The following is a 13098-nucleotide window of genomic DNA, read 5'->3' as shown; positions in this document are numbered from 1 at the left end:
GAGCATCGATATAATGGGGCTACGCACGGGAGGCGAGCCGGAGAATCCGTCACGCCGCACGTTTGCGGGCGATTTTTGGTTTTTGCGAGGCTGCGCTGGCTGCCGCCAGCCGGGCCTTGTGCTCGATGCCCCAAGCCCGCAGGGCATCGATGACCGGGCGAAGCCGCTGGCCGGTCTGCGACAGCGCATATTCCACGCGTGGCGGCACTTCCGGATAGACCGTGCGGGTAATCAGCCCGTCCTCCTCCAGCGCCCGCAACTGCTTGGTGAGCATCCGCTGGGTGATGCCCGGCATTTTCCGGCGCAGTTCGCCGAACCGGAGCAAACCCTCCTGCAAGTGAAACAGGATCACGCCCTTCCACTTGCCATCGATCAGCCCCAGCGTGACCTCGACCGCGCAGCCTGCTTCGCCGCGACCGCTCCCTTGGTCGTTCCCTTGGCCGTTCTTGCGCTTCATCATGAGCCTTTCCGCATTCCGGCAAAGCCGGACGCGAATTCCATGGTATCAATTATGGTACTATCTCACATCCTCGACAGTACTTGCAAATAACGTCCCGACGGCTCCTTATGGTGCACATTCAGGACCAAAGGAGACGCGGAATGAAGGCCGTCGGACACCAGCAACCCTTGCCGATCGAGGACGAGCGCTCCCTGCTCGACTGCGACGTGCCGAAGCCCGAACCCGGGCCGCGTGACATCCGCGTCGCAATCAAGGCGGTGTCGGTCAATCCGATCGACACGAAGGTGCGCAAGCGTGCCACCCCACCCGCGGGCGAATACAAAATCCTGGGCTACGACGCCGCGGGCATCGTCGACACCGTCGGCTCCGAGGTGACGCTATTCCAGCCGGGCGACGAGGTGTTCTATGCCGGTTCACTCGTCCGTCAGGGCACCAATGCCGAATTCCATGTCGTCGATGAACGCATCGTCGGGCGCAAGCCGCGCACGTTGTCGTTCGCCGAGGCAGCCGCCCTGCCGCTGACCTCGATCACCGCATGGGAGTTGATGTTCGACCGGATGGGCATTGCACAGGGCAAGGCCGACAACCGCACGCTGCTCATCATCGGCGGAGCCGGCGGCGTCGGCTCGATCATGATCCAGCTCGCGCGCAAGCTGACCGGCCTCACCGTGATCGCCACCGCCTCCCGGCCGGAAACGATCGAGTGGTGCCTCGATCTCGGCGCGCATCATGTCGTCGATCATTCCCAGCCGATGAAGGAGCAGATCGAGAAGCTGAACCTGCCGCCGGTCGCGTGGATGGCATCGCTGACCGCGACCGACCAGCATTTCAAGGCGATGGCCGATATCCTCGCGCCACAGGGCGTGATCGGCCTGATCGACGATCCGCCGCCGCTCGACATCACCCTCATCAAGTTCAAGGCAGGCTCGCTGCGCTGGGAATCGATGTTCACGCGCTCGACGTTCCAGACGCCCGACATGGTCGCGCAGCACCACCTGCTCAACCGGGTTGCCGACATGATCGACGCCGGCGAAATCAAGACCACGCTCGACAAGGTGTTCGGCAAGATCACCGCTTCGAACCTGCGGGCCGCCCACGCCACCATTGAAAGCGGCAAGTCCATCGGTAAGATCGTGCTGGAGGGATGGTAGACGCCAAAACGGGGGCTACATGAAAATCGTAAAGCTGATCGCAGCTGCGGCAATTCTCGCGCTTTCCACGTCTGTTTCATTCGCGCAGGCACTGGAAAAGAAAAGCATCGCACTCGGCGTCGGCGGCAAGCCCCTGCTCTATTACCTGCCGCTGACGCTGGCCGAGCGGCTGGGTTACTTCAAGGAAGCCGGGCTCGACGTTCAGATCAACGATTTCGGCGGCGGCGCCAAATCGTTGCAGGCGCTGATCGGTGGCTCGCTCGATGTGGTCACCGGCGCCTATGAACACACCATCCGCATGCAGGCCAAGGGGCAGGACATTCGCGCCGTCATCGTGCTCGGGCGTTATCCGGGCATCGTGCTGGCCGTCCGCAAGGACAAGACCGCGAATTTCAAATCAATCGCCGACCTGAAAGGCACGAATATCGGCATTACCGCGCCGGGCTCATCGACGCACAGTCTCGTGCAATACCTCATGATCAAGAACGGCCTGAGCCCGCACGATGCCTCCTTCATCGGCGTCGGCAGCGGCGCGCAGGCGGTCGCGGCGGTTCAGAACAAGCAGGTCGACGCTATCTCGCATCTCGACCCGGTCATCACCAAGCTGGAGCAGACCGGCGACATCAAGGTCATTGTCGATACGCGGACAACCAAAGGCACCATGGATGTGTTCGGCGCGACCAACCCGGCCGCCGTGCTCTACATGAAGAAGGACTTCATCGACAAAAACCCGAAGACGGTGCAGGCGCTGGTCAACGTCTTCAAGAAAACGCTGACGTGGCTCTCCAAGGCGACGCCGGAGCAGATCGCAGAGGTCGTGCCGCACGAATACTGGCTCGGCGACAAGGCGCTTTATCTCAAGGCACTGGAGAACTCGCGCGAGAGCTATTCGATCGACGGCTCCATGTCGCGCAAGGACATGGAAACATCGCTCGACCTGATCGCCAAGACCGATCCGGGCTTCAAGGCATCCTCGGTCAAGCTCGAGAACACCTTCGACGACCGCTTCCTGAAAGCGGCCCCTTAAACGGTCTGCACATCGATCAGGCGATCGTCGGCACCAGTCCGCCTTCGGCGCGCAGCGCAGCGCCGTTGGTGATCGAGGCTTCGCGCGAAGCGACATACACAACCATGTTGGCGACCTCGTCCACGGTCGCGAACCGCTGGATCAGCGACGATGGGCGGTGCTCCCTGATGAAGCTCGCCGCCGCCGTCTCGACCGATTGGCCGTTCTGCTTGGCGAGATCCGCCACGAATGTCTCCACGCCCTCCGACATCGTCGGCCCCGGCATCACCGCATTCACCGTAACAGCGGTGCCCTTGGTCATCTCGGCCAATCCGCGCGAGACCGACAATTGCGCGGTCTTGGTCATGCCGTAATGGATCATCTCTTTCGGGATCATGATCGCGGATTCGGAGGCGATGAAAACAATCCGTCCCCAGTTCTTCTCCAGCATGCCCGGCATATAGGCCCGCGACAGCCGCACGCCCGACATCACGTTGACGTTAAAGAACCGATGCCAGTCCTCGTCGGGAATATCGAAGAACGGCTTCGGCTCGAAAATGCCGGCATTGTTGATGAGAATATCGACCTGTGGCACGGCCTTCACGAGAGCCGCGCAGCCCTCCGCCGTCGACACGTCAGCCGCAACGCCGCGCACCTTCGCCGACGGTGCAATCTTGCCGATGGACGCGATAGCCTGATCGACCTTGGCCTGGCTGCGGCCATTGACGATGACATCGGCCCCTGCTCCCGCAAGGCCCTTAGCGATGGCGTGACCGATGCCGCCGGTCGAACCGGTGACAAGCGCTGTGGTGCCGGACAAATCGATTTTCATGAGAATCTCCTTTGGCTGACACCGATATGGTCACACCCCGTGACGGACGCCATCATCCTTCGCAGAAAAGTGTCGGTGGCGGCACGCACAAAAAAGCGGCGCCGAAGCGCCGCTGATTGTTCTCGTCGTCAGGTGAATCGGGCCCGGCTTACGCCGCCTCGGACTCGGCCTTCTCCTGCACCGGGCCGGAATCCTGGCCCTTGGCATCGACGTCGCGGTCGACGAACTCGATCACCGCCATCGGGGCATTGTCGCCGTAGCGGAAGCCGGCCTTGATGATGCGGGTGTAGCCGCCTTGGCGGTCCTTGTAACGGGCAGCCAGCACGTCGAACAGCTTCTTGACCTGATCGTGGTCGCGCAGCTCGCTGATGGCCTGACGGCGCAGCGCGAGGCCACCCTTCTTGCCCAGCGTGACGAGCTTCTCGACGATCGGGCGAAGCTCCTTCGCCTTCGGCAGCGTGGTGACGATCTGCTCGTGCTTGATGAGCGCCGCTGCCATGTTGGCAAACATCGCCTTGCGGTGTTCCGCCGTGCGGTTGAGCTTACGATGAACTTTTCCGTGACGCATAATCTTGATCCTCAATCTATCCGACGGCGTGTCGGCGTTTCTCAGGTGGGCTTCCTGCGTTCGCCCGCGAAATCATGGCCGGATGGTCCGGCCATGACGATGGTCTCAGTAGTGATCCTCGAAGCGCTTGGCCAGCTCGTCGATGTTCTCCGGCGGCCAGCCGGGCACTTCCATGCCGAGGTGCAGACCCATCTGGGCCAGCACTTCCTTGATCTCGTTCAGCGACTTGCGGCCGAAGTTCGGGGTGCGGAGCATCTCCGCTTCCGACTTCTGCACGAGGTCGCCGATGTAGACGATATTGTCGTTCTTCTGGCAGTTGGCCGAGCGAACCGACAGTTCGAGCTCGTCCACCTTCTTGAGGAAGGCCGGGTTGAAGGCGAGATCCGGAATGATCTCCTGCACCACTTCCTTGCGCGGCTCTTCGAAGTTGACGAACACGTTGAGCTGATCCTGCAGGATGCGCGCGGAATAAGCGAGCGCGTCCTCCGGCGAAATCGCGCCGTTGGTCTCGATGGTCAGCGTCAGCTTGTCGTAGTCGAGGATCTGACCCTCGCGGGTGTTCTCGACCTTGTAGGACACCTTGCGGACCGGTGAGAACAGGCTGTCGACCGGGATCAGGCCGATCGGCGCGTCTTCCGGACGGTTGCGGTCGGCGGCGACGTAGCCCTTGCCGGTATTGATGGTGAACTCCATGCGGATTTCAGCGCCATCGTCCAGCGTGCAGAGCTGAAGCTCGGGGTTGAGGACGACGACGTCGCCCACGGTCTGGATGTCACCGGCGGTGACAACGCCCGGACCCTGCTTCTTGATCACCATGCGCTTGGGGCCTTCGCCCTGCATCTTGACCGAGATGTCCTTGATGTTGAGCACGATGTCGGTGACGTCCTCGCGCACACCGGCGATCGAGGAGAACTCGTGCAACACGCCGTCGATGTGAACCGACTGCACCGCCGCACCCTGCAGCGAGGACAGCAACACGCGGCGCAGCGCGTTGCCGAGCGTCTGGCCGAAGCCACGCTCCAGCGGCTCAGCCACCACGGTGGCGAAGCGAGTCGCGTCGGCGCCCGGCGTAACCTGGAGCTTGTTCGGACGGATAAGTTCTTGCCAATTTTTCTGGATCGTCACGTTTTCACCCCTGACATTCCGGAGCTCTGGCCCCGGCGTTGGAGAGCGCGGCTTATTCCGCGCGGCATCAATTCAAGACGGCCGCGGACAACTCGCCCGCGACCGGTAAGTCACATCAGACGCGGCGGCGCTTGCGCGGCCGGCAACCATTGTGCGGGATCGTCGTCACGTCCCGGATCGAGGTGACGGTGAAGCCCGCCGCCTGCAAGGCACGCAGCGCCGACTCACGGCCCGAACCCGGACCAGCAACCTCGACTTCGAGCGTGCGCATGCCGTGTTCCTGCGCCTTCTTGGAAACGTCCTCCGCGGCAACCTGCGCCGCATACGGGGTCGACTTGCGCGATCCCTTGAAACCCATCGTGCCTGCCGACGACCAGGCAATGGTGTTGCCCTGCGCGTCGGTGATGGTGATCGTGGTGTTGTTGAACGAGGAGTTCACATGCGCAATGCCAGAGGCAATGTTCTTGCGCTCACGACGGCGGACGCGCCCAGCTTCTTTAGCCATTTCAGTTCCTTTTCAAGATCTCAACGCCGCCGTAATGCCAGCGGCTACACCGAACGGCGCGAGACGAGACAGCCTCACGCCGCAGATTCGTTTGCTTACTTCTTCTTGCCGGCGATCGCCTTCGCCGGACCCTTGCGGGTGCGGGCGTTGGTGTGCGTGCGCTGACCGCGCACCGGCAGGCCGCGGCGATGACGCAGGCCGCGATAGCAGCCGAGGTCCATCAGGCGCTTGATGTTCATGCCGACTTCGCGGCGAAGGTCGCCCTCGACGAGATAGTCGCGGTCGATCATTTCACGAATCTGCAGGACTTCGGCGTCGCTCAACTGCGACACACGACGGTCGAGCGGAATCTTGACCTTCTCCATGATGTCGGCGGCATTCTTCTGACCGATGCCATGGATGTACTGAAGCGCGATGATGACGCGCTTGTTGGTCGGGATATTGACGCCTGCGATACGGGCCACGGTCTTCACTCCTGTCGCCACCCTCGGGCGGCTGCTTTCTTATTTAGTCGGGGCGCCTGCTGGCTGTTTGGATTCGGACGACCGAATTCCCAAAAGCAAACACGACGCCCTGCCCTTTTCAACTTTGGGGCCCGGCATCGTCTGAAACCTATCCGACTGGATGCTGGGTATTAAAGGATTCACCGCCGTTTCGTCAACCGTTTGGCGGGCTTGGAACGGCGTTTGGCGACCTTTTTCGCCGCCTTCCGGCCCCGTCCGGCTACCGCCTTGGCGGCTCGGCCGGTCCGGTTCCCGGCGGCCTTGGCTGCCTTCTTCTTGCCGCCTCCACGGGTTGCGGAGGAGGATTTAGATACCTTTTTGGCGGCCTTACCGGTGGCTTTCTTGGCGGCCTTCTTGGTCGCCTTCTTAACCACCCGCCTGGCCTTGGATTTAGCCTTGGACTTGACCTTGGCCTTAGCCCCCTTGGAGGATGTCTTCTTGGCCGCTTTCGGGGCCTTGGACGGGCTTGCGGCCCGCTTGGCGGCAACCTTCCGCTTGGCCGCCTGGGTCGTCTCGTCAGCCTTGGTGACCGCCGCGAGCACGCGCTCGATTTCGGCGGTGACCTCCTCGATCGGCATCATGCCGTCGATGGTGATGAGCTTGCGCTTGTCGGAATAGTGATGGACCAGCGGCTCGGTCTGCTCGCGATAGTTCGCAAGCCGCTTCGAAAGCACTTCCGGCGTGTCGTCAGCGCGGACGCTCTCGCCCCGCTCCAGCATCTCGGCGACGCGCTTCTCGACGCGAGCCAGCAGCGCGCTTTCGTTGACGCGCAACTCGATCACGGCGTCGAGCTTGAGCTTCTTCTTTTTCAGGAGAGCATCGAGCGCTTCCGCCTGCGGCACAGTGCGCGGGAAGCCGTCGAGAATGAATCCGTTTTTGGCGTCATCCTGCTCGATCCGGTCGGCGATGATGCTGACCACCACCTCGTCCGGCACCAATCCACCGCTGGCCATGATGTCTTTCGCGATCAGACCCGTCGGGGTCTGCGCGGCGACGGCTGCGCGCAGCATGTCTCCGGTGGAGAGTTGAACGATGCCGTGTCTTTGAACCAGTCGTTGTGCCTGTGTTCCCTTGCCCGCCCCCGGCGGCCCGAGAAGGATGAGTCTCATTTACGGCGGCCCCTCAGCTTCGATTTGCGGATCAAGCCTTCATACTGGTGAGCCAGCATGTAGCCTTGTACCTGCGCGACCGTATCCATCGTCACGCTGACGACGATCAGGAGCGAGGTGCCGCCAAGATAGAACGGCACCGACGCATACGAGATCAGAATTTCCGGCACGAGACAGACGGCGGCAAGATAAATCGCGCCGATCACCGTGATGCGGGACAGCACGTAATCGATATATTCCGCCGTGCGTTCACCCGGACGGATGCCGGGAATGAAGCCGCCGTGCTTCTTCAGATTGTCGGCCGTCTCGGTCGGGTTGAACACGATGGCCGTGTAGAAGAACGTAAAGAAGACGATCAGCGCCAGATACAGGATCAGGAACAGCGGACGCCCGTGGCCGAGCTGCGTCGTGAGCCACTGAAACCATTCCGGTCCCTTGCCCGCGTTGAAGCTCGCGATCGTGGTCGGCAGCAAGAGCAGCGACGACGCGAAGATCGGCGGAATCACGCCCGAGGTGTTGAGCTTGAGCGGCAGATGCGAGGACTGCCCCTCGAACATCCGGTTGCCGACCTGACGCTTCGGATACTGGATCAGGAGGCGGCGCTGCGCGCGTTCGACGAACACGATCACCGCGATGACGACCACGGCCATGATCAGGATCGCGAGAATCACCACCGTCGACAGCGCGCCCTGACGGCCGAGCTCGAGGGTGTTGGCGATCGCCGTCGGCAATTCGGCGACGATGCCCGCCATGATGATCAGCGAGATGCCGTTGCCGATGCCGCGCGAGGTCACCTGCTCGCCGAGCCACATCAGGAACATGGTGCCACCGGTCAGCGTCACCGCCGTCGAGAGCAAGAAGAACATGCCCGGATTGGACACGACATTGCCCGCGCCCTGCAAACCGATCGCGATACCGTAGGCCTGGAAGGCCGCGAGCACCACCGTGAGGTAGCGCGTGTACTGGTTGATGATCTTGCGGCCGGCCTCGCCTTCCTTCTTCAGCGCCTCGAGCTGCGGCGAAACCGTCTGCAGGAGCTGAATGATAATGGAGGCCGAGATGTAGGGCATGATGTTCAGCGCGAACACGGCCATGCGGTCGATGCCGCCGCCAGAGAACATGTTGAACACGCCGAGAATGCCGCCCGCCTGCGACTTGAACACCTGACTCCAGACGCTCGGATCGATGCCCGGCAGCGGGATGTAAGTGCCCAGCCGATAAACAACGAGCGCACCCAGCGTAAACCAGATGCGCTTCTTGAGTTCGTCGGCTTTTGCAAACGAGGAGAAATTGAGATTGGCTGCGAGCTGTTCCGCTGCGGAGACCATTGAGTATCGGTCCTTTCACTTCATGACCGGCTTTCGCCCGCCATCGCCGTCTTGAGGTCAGTCAAGAGGTAGCAACGCAAATGCCCGGCGCAATGCCGGGCATGATTCTTTAGGAAGCCTTCGCCTTCTTACCCTTCTTGGCGGCAGCCTTCTGGGCAGCCTCATCCTTCGCCGGAGCGAGGATCTTCACCGAACCGCCGGCCTTCTCGACCGCCTCGATCGCCGACTTGGTGGCGCCGTGGACTTCGACGGTGATCTTGGACTTCAGTTCGCCACGGCCCAGCAGCCGAACGCCCCCCTTGGAGCGGCGCAGCACGCCGGACTTCACCAGCGACTCGGCGTTGATGGTGCCCTTGGCGTCGAGCTTCTTGGCGTCGATGGCTTCCTGCAGACGGTCCAGGTTCACTTCCGACAGTTCGATGCGGAAGATGTTGTTGAACCCGCGCTTCGGCAGGCGGCGATGCAACGGCATCTGGCCGCCTTCAAAGCCCTTGATGCGCACGCCCGAACGCGCGGTCTGGCCCTTGCCGCCGCGGCCGGATTGCTTGCCCTTGCCGGAGCCAATGCCACGGCCGACGCGCATGCGCTTCTTGCGCGAGCCTTCGTTGTCGGCGATCTCATTGAGCTTCATTGTCTTGTTCCTTACTTCTCGTCGACGACGCGAACGAGGTGCTGAACCTTCGCGATCATGCCACGCACGGAAGGCGTATCCTGCAACTCCGAGACGCGGCCGATCTTGTTGAGGCGCAGACCGATCAGGGTCTCGCGCTGTGCTTTTTGACGGCGGATCGCGCTGCCGGTCTGTTCGACCTTGATGGTTTTTGCGGCCTTGGCCATTGTCCTAAACTCCAATCAGCGTCCGGTTAGTCCGCAGATGCCTCGGCATCGCCGCCGACGCGGCGCGCCTGAAGCGCGGAAACCTTGATGTTGCGGCGGTTGGCCACCGAGCGCGGCGAATCCTGGTGCTTCAGCGCGTCGAAGGTGGCGCGAACCATGTTGTAGGGGTTCGACGAACCGACCGACTTGGCGACGACGTCCTGGATGCCGAGCGTCTCGAATACGGCGCGCATCGGGCCGCCGGCGATGATGCCGGTACCGGCAGGTGCTGCACGCAGGTAGACGCGGCCGGCGCCGTGACGGCCAGCGATGTCGTGATGCAGCGTGCGGCCCTCGCGCAATGCGACGCGGGTCAGGTTGCGCTTGGCCGAGTCGGTTGCCTTGCGGATCGCCTCCGGCACTTCGCGAGCCTTGCCGTGGCCGAAGCCGACGCGGCCCTTCTGGTCGCCGATGACGACGAGTGCAGCAAAGCCGAAGCGCTTGCCGCCCTTCACCACCTTGGCGACGCGATTGATGTGGACGAGCTTGTCCACGAACTCGCTGTCGCGCTCTTCCCGATCCCGACCGCCCCGTTCGCGTCCACCGCGTTCGCGTTCAGCTGCCATTGTTCTGTCCAATCCTTGAGAGGCTCAAGCCTCTGTCCTTTGAAACCAAAATTAGAAGCTCAGCCCGCTTTCGCGAGCCGCATCAGCCAGAGCCTTGACGCGACCGTGGTAGAGATAGCCACCACGATCGAAAATGACTTCCTTCACACCGTTCTTCACGGCGCGCTCCGCGAGGAGCTTGCCGACAGCCTTCGCCGCATCGATGTCGGCGCCGGTCTTGCCGGTGTCGCGCATCGTCTTTTCCAGCGAAGAAGCGGACGCGAGCGTCTCGCCCTTCAGGTCGTCGATGACCTGAGCGTAGATGTGCTTCGACGAGCGAAACACCGAGAGGCGCGGACGGCCGCCAGCATTGCGGCGCAGGGAATTGCGCACGCGCTGCTTGCGCCGGGCATTCGTGACCTTGAGTTTCGACATGACCGGCTCCGTTACTTCTTCTTGCCTTCCTTGCGGAAGATAAATTCGTTGGCGTACTTCACGCCCTTGCCCTTGTAAGGCTCAGGCGGGCGATAGCCGCGAATCTCGGCCGCAACCTGGCCGACGCGCTGGCTGTCGTTGCCGACGATGGTGATTTCCGTGGGCTTCGGCACCGTGATCGTGATGCCTTCCGGGATCGGATAAATCACGTCATGGCTGTAACCGAGCGAGAGCTGCAGGTTCTTGCCCTGCAAAGCCGCGCGGTAGCCGACGCCGGTGATTTCCAGCTTCTTCTCGAAACCCTTGGTGACGCCCTCGACGAGGTTCGCGATCTGGGCACGCGCGGTGCCGTACAGCGACTGCGCGCGCTTGGTCTCGAAGCGCGGTGCGACGCGGATCACGTTGTCCTTCAGTTCCACCGACACGTCGTCGTGCACGGTGAACTGCAGAGCGCCTTTCGGGCCCTTCACCTTGACGGTCTGACCGTCGATATTCGCGGTGACGCCCGAGGCGATCGCGACGGGCCGTTTGCCTACGCGTGACATCTTCTATCCTTCCTCAGAACACCGTGAAGAGAATTTCGCCACCCACGTTCGCGTCGCGCGCGGCGTGGTCGGCCATGATTCCCTTCGGCGTCGACAGCACCGAAATGCCCAGGCCGTTCTTGACGCGCGGCAGGTTCTTCACCGACGCGTAAACCCGGCGGCCCGGCTTCGACACGCGCTCGATCTCCTTGATGACCGGCTCGCCGTCGAAATACTTCAGCTCGATCTCAAGCTCGTTGTGGCCGCTCTTGTGCTCGACGCTGGCGTAGCCGCGGATGTAACCCTCGGACTTCAGCACTTCGAGAACGTTGGCGCGCATCTTCGAGCCCGGGGTCGAAACCTTGGACTTGGAGCGCATCTGCGCGTTGCGGATGCGGGTGATGAGATCGCTGATCGGATCGTGCGTTGACATGCGCCCCTCCTTACCAGCTCGACTTGACGAGACCCGGGATCAGGCCCCGGGAACCGAAGTCACGGATCGCGATGCGGCTCATCTTGGTCTTGCGATAGACCGCATGAGGCCGGCCGCTGATCTCGCAGCGATTCTTGATGCGGGTCGCAGACGAATTGCGCGGCATCTCGGCAAGCTTGATGGTTGCGGCAAAGCGCTCTTCCATCGGCTTCGTCTTGTCGGAGATGATCGCCTTCAGCCGCGCGCGCTTGGCGGCGGCATTCTTCGTCATCTTCTGACGCCGGTTATTCTTCTCGATCGAACTCTTCTTAGCCATTCGATAGTCTCCATACCTTTCCGCGTCTGAAACGCCTGGCTCAGCGTCTCACTGCCGGAACGGGAAATTGAATGCGGTCAACAGCGCCCTCGCCTGCTCGTCGTTGGCGGCGGTGGTGCAAACCGTGATGTCCATGCCCCAGGTCTCGCCCGACTTGTCGTAGTCGATTTCCGGGAACACGATGTGCTCTTTCAGGCCGAGCGAATAGTTGCCGCGGCCGTCGAAGCTCTTGGGGTTGAGGCCACGGAAGTCGCGCACGCGCGGCAGGGCCACGTTGATGAGGCGGTCGATGAATTCGTACATCTTCGCCTTGCGCAGCGTGACCTTGGCGCCGATGGCCTGGCCTTCGCGCAGCTTGAAGGTCGCGATCGCCTTGCGCGAATGGGTGACGACCGGCTTCTGACCGGCGATCAGGGCGAGATCATTCGCTGCCAGCTCGACCTTCTTGCGGTCGTTGACGGCCTCGCCGATGCCCATGTTGAGCACGACCTTCTCAAGGCGCGGAACCTGCATCGCGTTGGTGAGGCCGAATTGCTCGGTCAGCTTGCCGCGGATGTCGCGGTCATACACCGTGCGCAGGCGCGGAATATATGCATTCTCAGCCATCGATCTCAGCTCCCGAGCTCTTGGCGATGCGCACCTTGGTGCCATCCTTCTGAATCTTGAAACCGACGCGGGTCGGCTTGCCGTCCTTGCCGACGAGCGCGATGTTCGACAGGTGGATCGGGCTCTCCTTGGAGATGATGCCGCCCTCCTGCTGCTGCGTCTGCTTCTGGTGACGCTTCACCAGATTGACGCCACGAACCAGCGCGCGGCCTTCCGACGGACGCACTTCAAACACTTCGCCGGTACGACCCTTGTCGCGGCCGGTCAGAACGACAACCTTGTCGCCTTTGCGGATCTTGGCGGCCATTACAGCACCTCCGGCGCGAGCGAGATGATCTTCATGTGGTTCTTGGCGCGCAGCTCGCGCGGCACGGGCCCGAAGATACGGGTGCCGACCGGCTCGGACTGGTTGTTCACCAGCACGGCGGCGTTGCGGTCAAAACGGATCACCGAACCGTCGGCGCGGCGAATGTCCTTCGCAACACGCACGACCACGGCCTTCATCACGTCGCCCTTCTTCACCTTTCCGCGCGGAATGGCTTCCTTGATGGACACGACGATGATGTCGCCAACGGTGGCGTAACGGCGCTTGGAGCCTCCAAGCACCTTGATGCACATGACACGGCGCGCGCCGGAATTATCGGCCACGTCGAGGTTGGTCTGCATCTGAATCATTGATGCACCTCGTCCTCTTTCTATGCGCTAGAGCGCTTAACAGCACGATCCCGAAATCGGTTTTCGTGCCTATTTCAAACGGTTTGCCCGAAAGCCATCCG

General features: G+C 62.1%; 20 protein-coding genes. 2 read left to right on the top strand and 18 right to left on the bottom strand.

Annotated elements, in window-relative coordinates:
- Positions 1-49: 49 nt before the first annotated feature.
- A complete protein-coding gene (locus tag AC1RNA_RS10745) occupies positions 50-460 on the bottom strand; it encodes a winged helix-turn-helix transcriptional regulator (protein ID WP_009341023.1) in 411 nt (136 codons plus the stop codon).
- Between the two features lie 140 nt (positions 461-600).
- Here AC1RNA_RS10745 and AC1RNA_RS10740 point away from each other — a divergent pair, with 140 nt between their 5' ends.
- Positions 601-1611, top strand: coding sequence for a zinc-binding alcohol dehydrogenase family protein (locus AC1RNA_RS10740; RefSeq protein ID WP_009341025.1), 1011 nt, complete (start codon positions 601-603; stop codon positions 1609-1611).
- 19 nt (positions 1612-1630) lie between these two features.
- Positions 1631-2638 (top strand): ABC transporter substrate-binding protein, encoded by a 1008-nt coding sequence (locus tag AC1RNA_RS10735; RefSeq protein ID WP_492951060.1) that lies wholly within the window; start codon positions 1631-1633, stop codon positions 2636-2638.
- Positions 2639-2654: 16 nt separating this feature from the next.
- Here the strand turns inward: AC1RNA_RS10735 and AC1RNA_RS10730 are convergent, their stop codons facing one another.
- From AC1RNA_RS10730 to rplN, 17 genes are all read right to left on the bottom strand, one after another.
- Positions 2655-3449, bottom strand: a complete 795-nt coding sequence (locus AC1RNA_RS10730; RefSeq protein WP_492951059.1) for an SDR family NAD(P)-dependent oxidoreductase — start codon at positions 3447-3449, stop codon at positions 2655-2657.
- Positions 3450-3597: 148 nt separating this feature from the next.
- Positions 3598-4017: a 50S ribosomal protein L17 gene (rplQ, locus tag AC1RNA_RS10725; RefSeq protein ID WP_009341031.1), complete on the bottom strand. Its 420-nt coding sequence runs from the start codon at positions 4015-4017 to the stop codon at positions 3598-3600.
- A gap of 105 nt (positions 4018-4122) precedes the next feature.
- The gene (locus AC1RNA_RS10720; protein ID WP_492951058.1) at positions 4123-5142 is read right to left on the bottom strand and encodes a DNA-directed RNA polymerase subunit alpha; all 1020 of its coding nucleotides are present in this window, start codon (positions 5140-5142) and stop codon (positions 4123-4125) included.
- A gap of 115 nt (positions 5143-5257) precedes the next feature.
- Positions 5258-5647, bottom strand: coding sequence for a 30S ribosomal protein S11 (rpsK, locus tag AC1RNA_RS10715; protein ID WP_009341034.1), 390 nt, complete (start codon positions 5645-5647; stop codon positions 5258-5260).
- Positions 5648-5742: 95 nt separating this feature from the next.
- On the bottom strand, positions 5743-6111 hold the full coding sequence (gene rpsM / locus AC1RNA_RS10710; protein ID WP_009341036.1) for a 30S ribosomal protein S13: 369 nt from the start codon (positions 6109-6111) through the stop codon (positions 5743-5745).
- Between the two features lie 179 nt (positions 6112-6290).
- Positions 6291-7259 (bottom strand): adenylate kinase, encoded by a 969-nt coding sequence (locus tag AC1RNA_RS10705; protein WP_492951057.1) that lies wholly within the window; start codon positions 7257-7259, stop codon positions 6291-6293.
- On the bottom strand, positions 7256-8587 hold the full coding sequence (gene secY, locus AC1RNA_RS10700; RefSeq protein WP_009341040.1) for a preprotein translocase subunit SecY: 1332 nt from the start codon (positions 8585-8587) through the stop codon (positions 7256-7258). The genes AC1RNA_RS10705 and secY overlap by 4 nt, the downstream gene beginning before the upstream one ends.
- A gap of 109 nt (positions 8588-8696) precedes the next feature.
- On the bottom strand, positions 8697-9218 hold the full coding sequence (gene rplO, locus AC1RNA_RS10695) for a 50S ribosomal protein L15 (RefSeq protein ID WP_009341042.1): 522 nt from the start codon (positions 9216-9218) through the stop codon (positions 8697-8699).
- 11 nt (positions 9219-9229) lie between these two features.
- Positions 9230-9424, bottom strand: a complete 195-nt coding sequence (gene rpmD / locus AC1RNA_RS10690; RefSeq protein WP_009341044.1) for a 50S ribosomal protein L30 — start codon at positions 9422-9424, stop codon at positions 9230-9232.
- Positions 9425-9450: 26 nt separating this feature from the next.
- Positions 9451-10029: a 30S ribosomal protein S5 gene (rpsE, locus tag AC1RNA_RS10685; RefSeq protein WP_009341045.1), complete on the bottom strand. Its 579-nt coding sequence runs from the start codon at positions 10027-10029 to the stop codon at positions 9451-9453.
- 51 nt (positions 10030-10080) lie between these two features.
- Complete coding sequence (rplR, locus tag AC1RNA_RS10680; RefSeq protein ID WP_009341046.1) at positions 10081-10443, bottom strand: 50S ribosomal protein L18; 363 nt, start codon at positions 10441-10443, stop codon at positions 10081-10083.
- A gap of 11 nt (positions 10444-10454) precedes the next feature.
- Positions 10455-10988 (bottom strand): 50S ribosomal protein L6, encoded by a 534-nt coding sequence (rplF, locus tag AC1RNA_RS10675; protein WP_009341047.1) that lies wholly within the window; start codon positions 10986-10988, stop codon positions 10455-10457.
- Between the two features lie 13 nt (positions 10989-11001).
- Complete coding sequence (rpsH, locus tag AC1RNA_RS10670; protein ID WP_009341048.1) at positions 11002-11400, bottom strand: 30S ribosomal protein S8; 399 nt, start codon at positions 11398-11400, stop codon at positions 11002-11004.
- A gap of 10 nt (positions 11401-11410) precedes the next feature.
- Entirely contained in the window at positions 11411-11716 is a 306-nt protein-coding gene (gene rpsN / locus AC1RNA_RS10665; protein WP_009341049.1) for a 30S ribosomal protein S14, read from the bottom strand.
- Between the two features lie 48 nt (positions 11717-11764).
- Positions 11765-12322, bottom strand: coding sequence for a 50S ribosomal protein L5 (gene rplE, locus AC1RNA_RS10660; RefSeq protein ID WP_009341050.1), 558 nt, complete (start codon positions 12320-12322; stop codon positions 11765-11767).
- On the bottom strand, positions 12315-12629 hold the full coding sequence (gene rplX / locus AC1RNA_RS10655; protein ID WP_048755835.1) for a 50S ribosomal protein L24: 315 nt from the start codon (positions 12627-12629) through the stop codon (positions 12315-12317). Before rplX ends, rplE begins: the two co-directional genes overlap by 8 nt.
- Positions 12629-12997, bottom strand: a complete 369-nt coding sequence (gene rplN, locus AC1RNA_RS10650; protein ID WP_002715379.1) for a 50S ribosomal protein L14 — start codon at positions 12995-12997, stop codon at positions 12629-12631. Before rplN ends, rplX begins: the two co-directional genes overlap by 1 nt.
- Positions 12998-13098: the final 101 nt, after the last annotated feature.

Source organism: Afipia sp. GW821-FHT14H12 (assembly GCF_058803465.1).
Note: the sequence above shows the minus strand (reverse complement) of the source record. Positions and strands in the feature narration are given on the sequence as shown.